Origin of the sequence: Bacillus cereus group sp. MYBK227-1 (assembly GCF_051916325.1) — a bacterium.
Taxonomy (GTDB): Bacteria; Bacillota; Bacilli; order Bacillales; family Bacillaceae_G; genus Bacillus_A; species Bacillus_A cereus.
The window spans coordinates 1,229,869-1,245,113 of record NZ_JBQAGK010000001.1 but is presented as its reverse complement, the minus strand read 5'-3'; the positions used below and the strand labels follow the sequence as shown (position 1 = coordinate 1,245,113).

Sequence of the window (15,245 nt, the reverse complement as noted above, 5' to 3'; positions counted from 1 at the left end):
TCTCTATTTTTGAAGAAAATGCTGTATTGTTCGCACCGTTTCTATCATGTGTGAAATAACAGCTATTAAATCATCAACATGGTCTTCTGTAATCGCTTTTTGAAATAGAACCTCTACCTTATTATGATATGAAATCGCTTGCTTATTATATTCGTATGAAACTTTCTGCATAATCATTCTTTCTTTTCCCCATATAGAACGCATTAATGTTTCAATTTCTTCACATTTTACTTCTGGTTGTTCTAACGGGAATGAAAATGCTAGCTTCATCTCACAACCTGGTGTAAACTGAGGCACTTCTAGTATTTCACCAGACAAGTTCTTTGCATCCACAGATAATGAAAATGTTGCTTCTACTAATGGTTCAAACGGTTCTGTTAATTGAAATGAGATATGATATATACGACTTAATGAAGCAAGATCCATCATATCTTTTCGATCTGTTACAAGAATATCTCCATGTAGATCAAAATCATACACAGCACCTTCTACGATTACTTTTAAATTGTCAAAAGCAGTTGGATCAAACATAATTTCCTCCAAAAAACAGGCGCCTTTCGATGGAAAGGCGCCACTTGATGTATATATAGTTTACAGATAAACGAGATGAATTACAACCTTTTAGAATAAACCTACTGCTTTTCCATCTTCATTTACATCCATTTGAAGTGCTGCTGGCTGTTTTGGAAGACCTGGCATTGTTAACATTGTACCTGTTAACGCAACGATAAAGCCTGCACCGATCGATGGTTTTAGCTCACGAATTGTAACGATAAAGTCAGATGGACGACCTAATTTTGTTGCATCGTCAGAAAGAGAGTATTGTGTTTTCGCCATACAAACTGGTAGATTACTCCAACCTTCTCCTTCATATTGAGCTAATTGCTTACGTGCTTTCGGAGCAAATTCAATATCTTTTGCGCCATATACTTTTTGAGCAATTGTACGAATTTTTTCTTCTAATGGTAATTCTAATTCATAAAGTGGTGCGTAGTTGTTTTCACCTTTTTCGATTTCTTTTAGTACTTTTTCAGCAAGGTCAACTCCGCCTTGGCCACCTTTCTCCCAAACTTCTGTTAAGGATACTGCATAGCCACGCTCATTACACCACTCTTGTAAGTATGTAACTTCTGCATCTGTATCTGTAATGAATTTATTAATTGCAATTACGAAAGGCACACCGAAGCTTTGAATTGTTTCAACATGCTTCTGTAAGTTTTCCATACCTTTTGCTAATGCATCTACATTTTCTTCTTTTAATTGATCTTTTGCAACGCCGCCATGCATTTTAAGCGCACGAATCGTCGCAACAATAACAACTGCTTCTGGTTTAATGCCAGCTGCACGAGCTTTAATATCTAAAAACTTCTCAGCACCTAAATCAGCACCGAATCCAGCCTCTGTAATAACATAATCACCTAATTTTGCTGCCATTGTTGTAGCGATAACACTGTTACAACCGTGAGCGATATTCGCAAATGGTCCGCCATGAATGATAGCTGGTGTATTTTCTAACGTTTGTACTAAGTTCGGCTTTAATGCGTCTTTTAATAATAGTGTTAACGCACCTTCTACACCTAAATCTTTAACCGTTACAGGTTGATTTGCAAAGTTATAAGCAACTACGATGCGAGATAGACGCGCTTTTAAGTCTTGAATATCTGTTGCAAGGCAGAACACGGCCATAATTTCAGATGCTACTGTAATGTCAAAACCGTCTTCACGTGGTACACCTTGTACAGGTCCACCCAGACCAATTACTACGTTACGAAGGGCACGATCATTTAAGTCAACACAGCGTTTCCAAACAATTTTACGCGTATCAATTCCAAGTGTGTTTCCTTGTTGGATATGATTATCAATAAACGCTGCTAATGCGTTATTGGCAGTTGTGATCGCATGGATATCTCCAGTAAAGTGAAGGTTAATGTCTTCCATTGGTACGACTTGTGAAAAACCGCCACCTGCTGCTCCACCTTTTAATCCCATCGTCGGTCCAAGAGATGGTTCACGAAGTGCAATTACTGTTTTCTTACCAATTTTGTTAAAAGCTTGACCTAAACCAACTGTTACTGTTGATTTACCTTCTCCAGCTGGAGTTGGGTTAATCGCTGTTACTAAAACAACTTTACCGTCTTTCTCATCTTGTAAGCGCTTAAAAATATCAAGAGATAACTTACCTTTATAATGCCCGTATGGCTCTAATTCATCTTCTAAAATATTTAAATCAGCTGCAATTTCTTGAATCTTCTTCATACTCGCTTCTTGTGCGATTTCAATATCGGATTTCACTGTTGTAGTAGTTGTCATATACCCTAGTCCCCCTTTAATTGGTTCTGATGATATTGTATCAGTTTTTTGTATTTTCTGCACTTATTTACCTCCTAAAAATTCTTTCATTTCTTTATACGTTTTTTAACATAAATACCCATAAGAATGTTAACGATTGTTGTAACTCTGTAGGTAGTTGACCTAACATCTTCTCATTTACTCCGCGCTTATATACGCCGATGCCATCTATAACTTTAAAACCTTGTTCTTTCGCTAACTGTTCAAATTCCCAAGGCATCATCGTATTACAAACAACGTCTTTTCCATACAAGCGAGGATAACTGTTCTCTCGTGGCTTTGCTGTCGGCCCTAAAATTGCAATACATGCATATCCATCTTTCTTTAACACACGCTTTATTTCATTTAACGCTCGTAATGGCTCTTCCGTCCATTCTAAAGAATTAATTGCCATAATTGATTCAAATTGCTCATTTTCAAATGGTAATGCAGAAAGATCTCCTTTTATAAAAGATAAATTCGGTCCTTCTCCGCGCTCCTTACCTTTTTGAATCATCACTTCCGATAAATCTACTCCCACTGCTTTATAGCCTGCGCTACTTAATTTATATGTACCGTACCCATCACCACAACCAACATCGAGCACTTGTGCTTCTTTCTTCACGTATTGTTCAAAAAACGGAATAATTGTACTTCTGCTACCACTGTCCCACATCTCTTGACTATTTTGATTCCAAAACTCTGCGCTACTATCCCATTTCTTTTCTGCTGATTCATGCCAATTAAATTTCGTCATACATTCCCCTACCTTCACGCTTTATCACTCATTTCATTCTATATCATTTTCCAAAATTCCTGTTTTATCTTCATAAGGAGATATACATGCTAATGAAGGAATCTTTATTCTCCAATTTTTGCTTTACTTGGGTTTAACTCATACTCATGTTCTTCTCTTTATGAAAGATACTATAGGTACACCCAATTGAAAGAGAGGGATGTACATGCGAAGAAAGAGAAATCATCATTTTAAAAGTGGTGAAAAAAACGAAGAGTATGCAGCTGAAATATCACCAGCTGGCATTCCAATTAGACATAAGCGTAAAGAAATTGCAAATGAGATAGAAGGTACAAATACCGGTGCAATGGTAGGCTATGTCGCTTTATTTCTTTCGTTATTCTCCATTGCTTTTTATCCAGTTACGCTCGGCTCCCTAGCAATTTTAGTTGGTCTATTAGCTGTCAATTTCGGAGCAAGAACACTTGGATATACAGCAATTGGTTTTGGTAGTTTTTCTGTTTTATTCACTTTATTTTATCCGCTTGCTTTGTCAGCGTTTTAAAAAAACACACCAAGTCATGCTTGGTGTGTTCATTCATGATACAACATAATATGGCCGCATCCACAACAATGTTTCGCTGTAATTTCTTGAAACACTGGATAATTTTCTTCATCTCGATGCTCAATAAATACTTTTTCAAATCGATACATGTTTGGTGCATATGCCCAATCTTGTTTCGTACGTGCATATAACGTTGAGGAAAAAAACTCCTCACCGCCACAAACAATACATGTGTTCTTCATCAATACCCCTCCTATGCTTGTCTTACTTCATCTATATGAACATAAGCATAAAAAAAAGACCTTCTATTACTAGAAAGTCTTCTCTGAAACAAAAAGAAATGTACCAAACATTCCTACTCCGCTATATTCTTTTGAAACACCAGCTTCTGTTTTAAATGTTTGCTTTACAGTCATAAAGAATACACCATTTCGTGCATCTGTACTTTCAAATTGTAGTTTTTCTTTTTTACCATCTACATTTTGCGTGCATTCAAAACTACTCTCATTACAATTCAACGCATACTTATCCTGTACATACACTTTAAAATCTGATTCTTTCGGACAAGTTATAAGTAATATTGCCACGAGAATAATACTTATAATACCCACAATTGTATAATATTTCTTCATTTGTACTCCTTTCAAATGACAAGAAAACTTGACTTCATACGCCAAGTTTTCTTAGTCAACAACCCATTGCCACTCTTGTTCTTTCTTATCAAAAATGAGCCAACCTGTTTCTGTTGCTTCCTCTTTCAATTCATCGATATTATCTAACACCTCATCCGTACTTTCATACGAACCAACTACATATACCGGAATTTCAAGACCTCTTCTTGACTCAATCTTCCCTGCTAGATCTATGTAAAGACCATCTTCCATTAGTGGAATAAGTCCCATAATCAATTCTTTTGAAATCGCTGGGAAAATTTTTGATTTTTGGAAGAAAGAAAAACGTTTCTTACCGAAAGCACCGAGTTTATACGGAATGACTTTACTTAACATTCCTACAAAATCAGCAATTCTACGATAATACACTTTGTTGTACCATCCGTCATCATGTGAAAAATAAACAAATCTATTTTTCAACAGCGGAAAAAATGTTCTTGCAAGTGGTTCTTTTTTGTGAGCCAAATATAATAATTCTGCAATTTCTTTCGGCTCTAATTCATCTAAATCGCTTGCATCATCAAAATCTACCCAACAAAATTCATCAAATTCATCAATCTCTGCTTGAATTAACTTATGTATATTTTCTTCCTCAACATATTCAAATAAAGTATGATAATGAAAATCCGTCCATTCAAAGTTGTGCTTTAAAAGCAACACTTGATGAAGCGGTGAAGGGATGTTACTCGCAAACTCTTTAAACGTAATTCCTGATGTAATAAAACAATGACCTCGACGATTACCATTAATATATATCATATTCTTTACTTGGTCAGATCCTCCAGACAAAGCACCTAGCCACCTTCGTTTTATATGTTTCAATTCTATAGCATATTTTAACATGAAAAATTTTAGAAACATAGAAAAAACTTCAAAAACTATTTACAATTTCATGTGTTTTATTACATAGTGATTACAAGAAAAAACGCCTGCTCATAAGCAGGCGTTTTTAAAGGATTTCATCAGGGTTTTGATGATGATGATTTCCCTCTTTCTTTTCTTCTTTTTGGAACATCGATTGAATTTTATCAATTGTTTGTGGAGCTAATTCAATCATTTTTTCTGCTAAATGTGTCGCATTTTGTAGATGCAGAATATTTACTCCATCTTTATTCACCACAAGAAATGCTACTGGTGTAATCGAAACACCACCCGCGCTACCGCCACCAAATGCAGGGTTACCGTTCGCTCTTTGTCCATCATTCGTTTGGAAATCAGAACCTCCTGCTCCAAAACCGAACGCTACTTTAGAAACAGTTAACACCACACCACCGTCAGCCGTTTGAACAGGCTCTCCAACAATCGTATTTACATCAACCATTTCTTTTAAATTTTCCATTGCTGCTTTCATTAACCCTTGAATTGGATGATCCACCGTTCATAACCTCCTTTGTCATATCTTTCCTAGTTTTTCCGAAAGTTTGTGAACTAAACATAAAATTTTATATTGATTTCAAAAAACTTAAGTTATAATATTTAGAAAAATAAAAAAAGAGGTCGATTCGTTATGATGCGAAAATTAACAAAGAAAGATCATGAACAAGTATTCGCTTATCTAAAAGAAGAAGCAGCCCTTAACTTGTTTATTATTGGAGATATTGAAGCTTTCGGTTATGACACAGATTTTCAAGAATTATGGGGAGTATTTAAAGAGAATGGAACATTAAAATCAATTCTACTCCGATTCCACGATTCATTTATACCCTATAGTAAAGAAGAATTTATTACCACTGATTATGAGGCACTTCTTTCCGCATATAAGCCACTTAAACTCTCTGGTAAGTCAACTATCGTAGAACAATTTGAAACTGCTTCAAATATACAACTAGGTACTAAAAATGAAATGTATTTTTGCGAATGTCTAAATGACAACAACTTAGCTAGCACACCAATTCATGAAACAATTAAACTTGCCTCACTAGATGATATAGAGCGAATTATGAAATTACGAAGTGACATCGCTGAATTTCCGACTACCAATGAATCAGAGAAAATATTAAGGCAGGCTATCGAAACAAATACAGGACGCACATACTATATTGAAAAAGATGGCGTGATCATCGCATCCGCCTCTACTTCCGCTGAAAATTCATTATCCGCTATGGTAGGACAGGCGAGTTAATTCACCCGAGGCAGGACAAGCCTCACAAGGTCAAGCTGAATGGTTGTCTATGACAGAAACAATATTCTCACAAGAGACCACTTTCTAGGTTACTCACAAGTAGCCTATGGAGGTGGTCTTTTTGTGCGTACTCAAGGGGGAAACTAAATGGCACTACTTAGATTTATGGTTAAGGATTACCTAGAGGATAAAGAACTCAGTGGGCTAGCTCCTAGGACAATACAGAGCTACGGAGATACACTCAATGAGTTTTCTCGCTGGCTCGTTGCTGAGAAGGAGATCATTAACATCGAGGATATTACTCCACAAATTATAAAGGGCTACCTCCTCTACTGTTCCAAGGAGAGAGGAAACACAGTAGTTACTCGTAATGGTAAGCTCCAGCACTTGAAAACATTCTTTAGATACCTAGAGGATGAGGACATTATAGAAATCCGTAGCAATCCCACTAACAAGATTAAGCCTGCTAAGACGGACAAGGCCATCAAGGTGTACTCCGATGAACAGATAAAGCAAATGCTTAGATACTACAGGAGGATGCGTTCTCGAGAAAACACGTTGTATAGCTACAGAGGTCATACCATAATAGTCGTCCTTGCAGGTACAGGCATAAGACTAGGCGAGCTGGTATCCATGAGGTGGGATTCCGTGGATTTACTCAATAAGACTATCACTATCTTCGGGAAGAATCGTAAGAGCCTGTCTACTCCGTTAACGGATAAGGTGGCTCGAGAGTTGTACGAGTGGAGATTATTCTGCGAGAAGTACTACATTAAGTTGCCTGCTCATGTGTTTAATGACCACAGAGGTAATCCACTCACAGTGAACGCTGTCAAGTTAATGTTCACCAGATTGTCTTCACGCATGGGTTTCAAAACTACAGCTCACATGTTTAGGCATACCTATGCGAGCAACTGTTTAAGAGCTGGCATGGATATATACACCTTGAGTAAGCTTATGCATCACTCCCAGATAAGAACTACTGAAGTTTACCTACATGCTTTCGGTAACTCGTTGGCTGAATCCAATGATAAGTATAACCCTCTCAATAGGTTCGACCTATAAGTAAACACAAAAGAGTCCTGCTCTAGTTTGGCGGCCAGACAGGACTCTTTCACAAAATAACTATGGAGCTATTTGCTTATATTGTACTATCCTAAGGTACACTCTGCAAGTAACTCCTATTAAGGAGATTATTTACTATGAAGGAACTACGAAAATACCAATCTTTTAATTCAATTACTGAGATGGACAATTCTATTAGTGAATACCTGTCAGCGTACAAACTTAAAGAATCAGAGTACACAGTGTTATGGAAGCTTGCTTGTTACTCATGCAAATTCATAGGAGTTAGCTACCTCAAAGTAGACTCTTTAGCTAATCTCACAGGTTACTCTAAGCGCACTATACAGCGTGCTCTCAAGGGTTTATCTGATTTAGGAATCATTACTCGTATCAACCAATTCAAGCCTGTTAAAGGTGGATATAGCGCTTCAATAACAGTGATCAATCCCTATGAGAGTCACCTTGTTAAGTCACCTTGCGAGGAAGCTGCAGAGCCTACTCCTGAGTACATTGAGGAGCATCCTTCTCATACAGATACAATTACTTACAAAACTAAAAGCTCTAAAGATAATACATACGTAGACGATCTAGGCATAGATGACTTAATTGCTGCTGATGTTCCTACCGAGTTCGCTAGCTTGGCCATCTCCTACTTTGATGCAACTGAGGTGTACAAACTATGGAGTCGTGTTCAATTGGCTGCTCGAAAGTACGCACCCGATTTAGTTAATACTGTAGAGGTAGCTATCTCAGGGTTACGAGCTAGCATTCTTGCTAGCAAATCTAAACGTGTACGTGATTTCAATGGTTATTTCTATGGAGTTCTGGCTCAGAAGTTATCTACTGCTCAGCGATCTCTTAAATGCAAACTTTTCAACTTCCTTCAGTAGGATTACTGTAAGTAATATTCCCTCCTATCTGGTTGCTGTCTTATAGCTCTTTAACATAGGAAGTATCTCTATTTAGCTATGCCCGATTGATTACTAGGGGTGGCATTACATCTGGTTCTTGTACGATGATCAAATTTAGAGATAGTCCTCGGTGTGTTGTGTCTAAGGGTCTGGCAACTGATTAGGTATATGCTCGATTGAATGCCATATGATGTAAAATAACACCTCCATTTTCGAGCCACCTCATAAAACGAAGCTCTAGATTCCCTTGTATGAGTTTTTATTATCCAACTTATTACGTTTGCACCTAAACAAGTTATGTAACGTGTAATAAGCTCGTACGCACTCTAAATAGCTTTACACTTATTCAAGCTTACTTTGGCAACCCAAAATAGGTAGATAATATAATTGGTTGTAAGGATAAATTGTGAGTCAAAGAAATGGATTTAAAAAACTTCCATAAAAGTATTGACGGTTCTAGAACTTTTAATTAATATGTAATTAAGCCACTCAGGGAATGAGGTGAGCAAGGAAATTGGAAAGTAAGCAACAAAAGTTTTACGGCAAAGTCAAAGACTTCTATGAACTGGAATCCATCGAGGATGCTAAGAGGTTTTATACAGCTTTTAATCAACTCAACAAGATTAACACAGTAGATAAAGCTAATAAGATCGATAAAATGTTAACTCGAATGTATGCTGGCAAGAAGTTAACCGACTAACCTAGAACTATACAAAACAAAATAGCCCTACTCGGTAGTTATACTTTGGCGAGTATACCGAACAAGGCTACGCAATTCAGTCGAACCTATAAGGCTCTTTCCTCCCTATATTATCACGAGCAGGAATAGCTGTAAAGGTTCGACCCCACAGGAGGCGAATAAGTTGAAACCTAAAGAGTGGGTTACATCAACCTTGGTAGCTGGCGGTAGTATAAGCTTTCTTTGCGCAGCCGGTTACATCGTTTCACTCATGATTGTACACCTGTAAGTATTACCTATCTCGTGTAAACAAATAAAAACTAAAGGGAGAGATTTTTTATGACAACAAATACTATTCAACCAACTAAGTTAGATATCGCTATGGAGGAGATCGATACTTTAGTGTCCAACTTCCAAGACTCACTATCTCGTATCACTAATAAAGTTTGCAAAGTAGATACATTCCAACTAGGCCTTACGTATGTAGTTATCTTGCGAGCTGGCAAAATCTCTAAAACTCTTAGTTTTAATTTAAACGAAATAACTGAGGAGGAATACCAATGAAAAAACGAATGGTTGTTTTCCTGTCCAGTATTATCCTACTTAGCGCCTGCAACAGTTCAACAATCTCCGAAGAGGAATACAATTCCTTAGAGGAAGGGATGACACTCTCAGAGGTTGCTGATCTTGTGGGCGGCAACGGAGAGCGTACCAGCTCTAACGGCTACACAGACGTAACCTACGATGGTGACGGTGAGGAAACTGGCGAGATTGACTTTGCAGTCATGGTATTTGAAAAGGGGAAACTAAGAGTGTGGGATCGAGAAGATAATAACTAAGGGGGACGAAACTAAAACCTCTAGGACACTCCCCCTCAGGCTGACTCTCATCGAGTCGGCTCTTTTGTTTTTCCTCATCGATATCATTACGGTAATTGAAATTATAATTTGTGCACTCGTTGAAACCAATTAGATAACTCTTGGGCTTGATGTTTATCTAACACAAACCCCTTTTCCATCCCCTTCGATTCAATTTCAATAGCGAGATAGTCATCTCTCAAAGGACGAACTCTCAACGAATCTCCTCCAAGATCTAACACCTCAGCCATCTCTCCATCACTTAAGATTCTCACAAATTCACGAGATCTTCCACCCGAGAATATACAATGGACATAACGTCTGTATTCATCCTTAATTGTAAAATACATTGAACCTACGATAAACTCTACTTCTAGCGTTTGCCTTGAAATATCTTTGTATTTCAGTATAGGTATCATCTTATCACCACCTTCCAAATCTGATTATAGAGTAGTCAATCTAGAAATAAAATACCTTTTGTAAAGCTGGCTTACTACGGTAATACCCAGATGTTACGACTATGCATTTTCTCTGTAAGGTTACATCCGAAAAGTTATAAAAAAGAGATAGCATATTCTTTAAGTGATATTTTCTCACTCAGGAACGCTACCTCGGTATTTACTTTCTAGATATTAAAGAGTACTAACATAGCGAATGCTCCGTATAGTACAACCCATAGCAGAATCATCACTCTAAGTTTAAACTCCGTGTCTTCCTTCCTCATCGGCATTCATTCCTCACTCGTATACCTCTTGGTATAATTCATCGTACTCAGCTACTGAGATAAACTTCATGTCTAGGCCTACCATCTCAGTGTAATTCGTATTATATAGTTGGCTATAGAAGTCATAGACAAACTGGAGCTGGTCAGATACTTTCCCCTTAACGCACTTAGAGAGGTGCTTCCTTTTCAGGACTTTCTCCCCAGCTTCTTCTCCCTTAAACTTAACTTTCACAGTATACAATACATGTAGTTTATCCATACGAGACTGCCTCCTATAGTTTTTCGTTAGCACCATCAAACAAGCTAAGCATCCAATCAGTATTAGAAGGATTCTCAGTGTTAGATTTACTCAATCGGTAACGTCTGTCTAGGCCTAACTGTTTCTCAATCTCAAGAAGCTCCTTTGTGAAGTCTTTATACTTGATAGATACGTTCTCAATTTGGTCAGCTCGTTGTACCTTGATGAGTGCAATAGCGTATCTCTCTGCATTGATCTTGTCTGTAGAGGTCGCTGAATCTCCTAGCTGTGCTAAGATGTCGCTCTCTGTCTTAGCAATCTGCTGAAGCTCTGCTTCTGTTAATGTAGCCTCAAAGTTCTGGCTACGTAGTCCGTGCTTCATAGCCGCATTAGGCTGTAAGTTTGCTAGAGAACGCTTCTTTGCTTCCTCGTCTTTCCACTCCATAGGCTGTCCTTTCATTCCTTTACCCATTATAGTTTCCTCCCTCTTGAGCCAATCCCTAGACCAGCTACATAGTTTTTATAGAATTGTTCGTCCTCGCTTAGTGATTCGTTAAACAGTTCCGCTCCCTTGACTTGTGGGAAAGCTACTAGGCTAACTTCACGTAAACGTGTAGGCTTACCGGTAGTGTCTGTGTAGAATGACACGGAGACCTTCTTCATAAGTCCCTTGTCTACTCGTTCCTTTACCTTCTCGTCAATGATACGTAGCTTACCTAAGAGTTGGCCACCCTGTACAGATACGCTCTCTAAGAAGCCTACAGTGTCCTTTGCGCTCTCACTGTGGTCTAACTGGACTGGCACATTGTCAGCCTTGTTAAACGAGTTAGCAAGGGTATGTAAGTCTTGCTTTGTATATGGTTTACCTCGGTGAGTTCCCTCCAAAAATAGTACAGCATCTTTGAGTAAGTCTCCCCCAGTGATTGAGCCTTCATTGAATTTTTCTATCATGGTTGTCCTGCCTCCTGGTAAATAAAAATAGGGAGCCAGCCAATAGCCGACCCCCAGTGTTAAGCTATTAAGCTTTGATATTCTTAAGTAAGTAAACTGCTTTCGGATCTGTTACGTAAGCTGTAGTGAAACGGCTCACACGTAAGATCGTAGTAGAGTCTTCCTCTTGGTTATACGTATGAGACTTCAATGGCTCCGCATCGGCAATGTCTCCAAGGATTCCACGTTGTAACATTAACACTTGGTCATCACTATAGTTCTCATCAACGATAACGTCCAACCCTAAGAAGTTACCAATGTAGCCGTTTAGTAAAGCGATATCTGTGTTGTTCTCACGTAGAGCATCACGAATACCTTTATTCTTCAAGAACAGTGCTTCCGTCTCTGTAGAGATAACCATCGTATCAAGAGAGTAGCCAAACTTCTTAGCTGAAGCCTTAGCGTCAATGATATCGCTAATCATTTTGTCAGCACCTAGAGCGGCATTATCCCAAGTTTCGTCTCCTGCTGCACCCGTCTTTGTGCGTCCTCCAATGTTAGGCTCAGAGTGAATCTTGTCGTAAGCCATAGTGTTAACCATAGCCACTACTGAGTTAGACAATTTAAGGAAGATTCGTTCGAATACACCTGTTTGCCCCCACTTTTGCATTTCATAAGAGACAGCTGCCTCTAAGCCGTACTTACGGATCATCTCAATCTTAGCTACTTCTGATAAGCCGATACGCTTGTAGCTAGATCCTTCGCCTACCTCAGGTACTTCTTCATAGTTGTAACGTCCTTGTGAGTCTACGTCAGCGTCCTTGAAGTATTTAACCGCTAAAGCATCCGCACTCACTTTCATAAATAGAGAGTCAGCAATGAAGCGTTTCTCTGTTAGATGTTTGAATCGTGCATCCAAGAATGCTTTCTTTAGTAAAGGGTGTTGTCCTAAAGTTAAATCTGCCATATAGTATATTCCTCCTGTAGCTACCTCTTAGGGTGCTATGTATATTTGTCTTCTTTAGCTGAGAAGCTGGGAGAGTACCACCCCGAGAACGACAAATAAGCCACCTAGTTAGGCGACCTCAATGTTCTGTATTGATAGAGAACAATTACTCTCCAAAATATTTATCGAATGCTTTCTTGAACTCCTCGAAGTCCTTATCCACTTTAGCGGACACTTTAGCGACCTCATCGTAATACGCTTGTGCATACTCGACAGGAATTTGACCGTCCTCACCAAGTACTCCCTTTTCCTTAGCTAATCTCTTTAGCTTTGGCATATGGTTTCCTAACATGAGGTTGTCTTTCATGGCCACTCTGTGAGCAAACATGTCTCTCACATGACTTAACTTGAGGACGATTTCTTGTTGGCTTGCATCTAACTTGGCTGATTTCTTCATTGTCCTACCTCCTAGAATCGTTATGGAAAACTTGTTTGAATATGTATAGTGAGTAAGATAACTCCTGAGGCTCCACCTCTAGGGCTTCAGCACCTTAGGAGTCAACGTTCTCGTTATTGATTTAAATAAGCTTGTACCACTTGAGCCGAACCCATTGAGAAGTCGAACGATCCTTCAATCCATCTCCTAACAGTCGTCTTACTAAAGCCAATCTTATTAGCAAAGAACACAATAGGTGTTCCGTAGTGCTCCTGTTGAGCTTTCCACTGAGTCCGCAATTCATCATTTAATTCTTGTTTGCTAATCATATTTGTTTCCCCCTCTTCTATTCGTAATAGTTAACGCTATACGGTAATGCAAGTTAGTATACTTAAAAAAAATAGGATTACCCTACTCAGTCCCCACTGAATAGAATAACCCTCACTGTCTGCCTCACTAGTTCCCCAACTAGCTTGTACAGAAGAAGCTATATATCTCAGGAGGATATACAGGTTCGTATGTAACCCCCTCAGGAGGGTCATATACATGTCAGATTTAATCTTAGAGCAACACCCTGATAGATCGCAGCTATCAAGGGTGTTACAATCAAGAGATTATTTGGAGTTACACTCCCTGTAGTTTGCCAGCTCCTTAGCAATCAGTGGTGGTGATACTTGAGGGAGAATGACACTCTACAGGCAATGTAACTAAGGGGTGCCGACTCAAGGGTTTTCCGTTCCGCAAGAGTCAGCTAGAATGAACAATGAAATCACACATGGAAGGAGGGAAGGAACCCTCATGAGATAGCCGAAACAGGAGACCCCTCAGAAACCACGAATCAGCTACCTCATGAGAATACCTAATTAATTGCTTCATATATAAATTAGCAACCTAGCTAATTAACTTCCTACATATATATAGTAACAGTTGCATGACTTGTATATACAAGTGTATATCAAAAAGAGAACCAACCCCATTAGGCTAGCTCTCTCAGGTATTTACCTATTGTAATCATGTCATCGTAACCCATTTTTCCGCTTCCTCTTAACCAATCACTGAAGACTTTCACGTTAACTCCTACCTTCTCAGGTACAGCCCTGAATGGATCTGATGCTAATCCGAGTACTCCTATTAGTTTCCACGTTAGCTTTCTCGTGTGTTCTTCGTACTCTGGAGTTATTATTCTAAAATCTTCATATACTTTACCAGGCTGACTCACTTGTTCCTCCTGAGGTGGGTTAAACACTTTGAGTACTTCTGCTGTAGTTACTTTAGGATTAGCTGGCACTAATACGCCTGCTTCCTCGCAAGCACTAGACCAGTTGCCAAAGAGTCTACAGCCAGCACTATAGAGAGCGCGATTAGTCTTCTGTATAGATCCGCCTCCAAAGTTAACCCCTTGAGATTCTAACTCCTGGATCTTCTCAATGATTAATTCCTTACTCCATTTGATTCTGCTCATTAGCATTCCTCCTTAATAGTCCAATTGTAAGTCTGCACTGGTATAGGTTGTACCTTGGAGATTGCGTCCTCTAGGCTTTCAAAATAGCATTTAATGGCGTTATACAAACGAGGTCGTTCTCTGAATAGCCCAGCCTCTGTGATAGACTTATTGAAGTATTTCATCTCGGCTAACAGCTCTAGGGTGAACTCTGGAGTGTATATCATTTAGTTTGCCTCCTCTAGGATAATAAATGATTGATTATTTCCTCTGATAGGTTTAACTTTCCGTCGTCCTCACGTGGTATTATTTCTCCAATTGGTTGCTCAATGTATTCAATTAATCTATCTAGATCCTTACGAGCCAGCCTCCTATTGTGACTGCCCAGCCAATCTCTGAAGCGTGAATAATCTATACCTACCTCGTTTGCTATTTGGCGGTCTCCATCGTCTCCTACGAGTCCGATTAATTGGAAACATACTTCTTTCGCTGAACCCTCACGAACAACATAATTAGGTGAATCTAGTTTGATGTACTTCATTTTAACAGCCTTCATAAAGTCCCAATGGAGTTTATCTCGTTTACCCTCATCAGAT

The 15,245-nt window shown here is 38.8% G+C and carries 22 protein-coding genes and 1 pseudogene; 7 read left to right on the top strand and 16 right to left on the bottom strand.

Annotated elements, in window-relative coordinates; all coding sequences use genetic code 11:
- Positions 1-3: 3 nt before the first annotated feature.
- The 3 genes from ACTFRM_RS06680 to ACTFRM_RS06670 form a co-directional block, all read right to left on the bottom strand.
- On the bottom strand, positions 4-531 hold the full coding sequence (locus ACTFRM_RS06680; protein WP_000460219.1) for a hypothetical protein: 528 nt from the start codon (positions 529-531) through the stop codon (positions 4-6).
- Positions 532-621: 90 nt separating this feature from the next.
- Positions 622-2,310, bottom strand: a complete 1,689-nt coding sequence (locus tag ACTFRM_RS06675) for a formate--tetrahydrofolate ligase (protein ID WP_014482011.1) — start codon at positions 2,308-2,310, stop codon at positions 622-624.
- A gap of 94 nt (positions 2,311-2,404) precedes the next feature.
- Complete coding sequence (locus ACTFRM_RS06670) at positions 2,405-3,085, bottom strand: class I SAM-dependent methyltransferase (RefSeq protein ID WP_000160049.1); 681 nt, start codon at positions 3,083-3,085, stop codon at positions 2,405-2,407.
- 205 nt (positions 3,086-3,290) lie between these two features.
- Here ACTFRM_RS06670 and ACTFRM_RS06665 point away from each other — a divergent pair, with 205 nt between their 5' ends.
- A complete protein-coding gene (locus tag ACTFRM_RS06665; RefSeq protein WP_001253200.1) occupies positions 3,291-3,629 on the top strand; it encodes a hypothetical protein in 339 nt (112 codons plus the stop codon).
- 29 nt (positions 3,630-3,658) lie between these two features.
- Here the strand turns inward: ACTFRM_RS06665 and ACTFRM_RS06660 are convergent, their stop codons facing one another.
- The 4 genes from ACTFRM_RS06660 to ytfJ form a co-directional block, all read right to left on the bottom strand.
- Entirely contained in the window at positions 3,659-3,871 is a 213-nt protein-coding gene (locus tag ACTFRM_RS06660) for a hypothetical protein (protein ID WP_000798747.1), read from the bottom strand.
- Positions 3,872-3,940: 69 nt separating this feature from the next.
- Positions 3,941-4,261, bottom strand: coding sequence for a hypothetical protein (locus ACTFRM_RS06655; RefSeq protein ID WP_000761174.1), 321 nt, complete (start codon positions 4,259-4,261; stop codon positions 3,941-3,943).
- Positions 4,262-4,312: 51 nt separating this feature from the next.
- The gene (locus ACTFRM_RS06650; RefSeq protein ID WP_000014087.1) at positions 4,313-5,089 is read right to left on the bottom strand and encodes an oxalate:formate antiporter; all 777 of its coding nucleotides are present in this window, start codon (positions 5,087-5,089) and stop codon (positions 4,313-4,315) included.
- A 160-nt stretch (positions 5,090-5,249) separates the two neighbouring features.
- Positions 5,250-5,675, bottom strand: a complete 426-nt coding sequence (ytfJ, locus tag ACTFRM_RS06645; RefSeq protein WP_173600570.1) for a GerW family sporulation protein — start codon at positions 5,673-5,675, stop codon at positions 5,250-5,252.
- 132 nt (positions 5,676-5,807) lie between these two features.
- Here ytfJ and ACTFRM_RS06640 point away from each other — a divergent pair.
- From ACTFRM_RS06640 to ACTFRM_RS06615, 6 genes and pseudogenes are all read left to right on the top strand, one after another.
- Positions 5,808-6,407, top strand: a pseudogene (locus tag ACTFRM_RS06640) (GNAT family N-acetyltransferase); the annotation flags it as partial.
- 162 nt (positions 6,408-6,569) lie between these two features.
- Positions 6,570-7,487, top strand: a complete 918-nt coding sequence (locus tag ACTFRM_RS06635; protein WP_440043135.1) for a tyrosine-type recombinase/integrase — start codon at positions 6,570-6,572, stop codon at positions 7,485-7,487.
- Positions 7,488-7,624: 137 nt separating this feature from the next.
- Positions 7,625-8,377: a helix-turn-helix domain-containing protein gene (locus ACTFRM_RS06630; RefSeq protein ID WP_440043134.1), complete on the top strand. Its 753-nt coding sequence runs from the start codon at positions 7,625-7,627 to the stop codon at positions 8,375-8,377.
- A gap of 535 nt (positions 8,378-8,912) precedes the next feature.
- A complete protein-coding gene (locus ACTFRM_RS06625; RefSeq protein WP_000444252.1) occupies positions 8,913-9,098 on the top strand; it encodes a hypothetical protein in 186 nt (61 codons plus the stop codon).
- A gap of 318 nt (positions 9,099-9,416) precedes the next feature.
- Positions 9,417-9,641: a hypothetical protein gene (locus ACTFRM_RS06620; RefSeq protein WP_440043133.1), complete on the top strand. Its 225-nt coding sequence runs from the start codon at positions 9,417-9,419 to the stop codon at positions 9,639-9,641.
- Entirely contained in the window at positions 9,638-9,916 is a 279-nt protein-coding gene (locus ACTFRM_RS06615) for a hypothetical protein (protein ID WP_089607414.1), read from the top strand. The genes ACTFRM_RS06620 and ACTFRM_RS06615 overlap by 4 nt, the downstream gene beginning before the upstream one ends.
- 101 nt (positions 9,917-10,017) lie before the next feature.
- Here ACTFRM_RS06615 and ACTFRM_RS06610 read toward each other — a convergent pair whose 3' ends face one another.
- The 9 genes from ACTFRM_RS06610 to ACTFRM_RS06570 form a co-directional block, all read right to left on the bottom strand.
- Entirely contained in the window at positions 10,018-10,353 is a 336-nt protein-coding gene (locus ACTFRM_RS06610; RefSeq protein ID WP_440043132.1) for a hypothetical protein, read from the bottom strand.
- A 318-nt stretch (positions 10,354-10,671) separates the two neighbouring features.
- Positions 10,672-10,917: a hypothetical protein gene (locus ACTFRM_RS06605; protein WP_322375404.1), complete on the bottom strand. Its 246-nt coding sequence runs from the start codon at positions 10,915-10,917 to the stop codon at positions 10,672-10,674.
- A 13-nt stretch (positions 10,918-10,930) separates the two neighbouring features.
- Positions 10,931-11,368 (bottom strand): hypothetical protein, encoded by a 438-nt coding sequence (locus ACTFRM_RS06600; protein WP_000515254.1) that lies wholly within the window; start codon positions 11,366-11,368, stop codon positions 10,931-10,933.
- Complete coding sequence (locus ACTFRM_RS06595) at positions 11,368-11,847, bottom strand: hypothetical protein (protein ID WP_322375403.1); 480 nt, start codon at positions 11,845-11,847, stop codon at positions 11,368-11,370. The genes ACTFRM_RS06600 and ACTFRM_RS06595 overlap by 1 nt, the downstream gene beginning before the upstream one ends.
- A gap of 67 nt (positions 11,848-11,914) precedes the next feature.
- The gene (locus tag ACTFRM_RS06590; protein ID WP_440043131.1) at positions 11,915-12,793 is read right to left on the bottom strand and encodes a phage major capsid protein; all 879 of its coding nucleotides are present in this window, start codon (positions 12,791-12,793) and stop codon (positions 11,915-11,917) included.
- A 145-nt stretch (positions 12,794-12,938) separates the two neighbouring features.
- Positions 12,939-13,229 (bottom strand): hypothetical protein, encoded by a 291-nt coding sequence (locus tag ACTFRM_RS06585; protein WP_000747852.1) that lies wholly within the window; start codon positions 13,227-13,229, stop codon positions 12,939-12,941.
- 113 nt (positions 13,230-13,342) lie between these two features.
- A complete protein-coding gene (locus tag ACTFRM_RS06580) occupies positions 13,343-13,537 on the bottom strand; it encodes a hypothetical protein (RefSeq protein WP_000624046.1) in 195 nt (64 codons plus the stop codon).
- A gap of 647 nt (positions 13,538-14,184) precedes the next feature.
- Positions 14,185-14,670, bottom strand: coding sequence for a hypothetical protein (locus tag ACTFRM_RS06575; RefSeq protein ID WP_322375398.1), 486 nt, complete (start codon positions 14,668-14,670; stop codon positions 14,185-14,187).
- A gap of 220 nt (positions 14,671-14,890) precedes the next feature.
- Positions 14,891-15,205 carry a hypothetical protein gene (locus ACTFRM_RS06570; protein WP_440043130.1) on the bottom strand — a complete coding sequence of 105 codons (315 nt, stop codon included), beginning with the start codon at positions 15,203-15,205 and terminating at the stop codon, positions 14,891-14,893.
- Positions 15,206-15,245 lie beyond the last annotated feature (40 nt).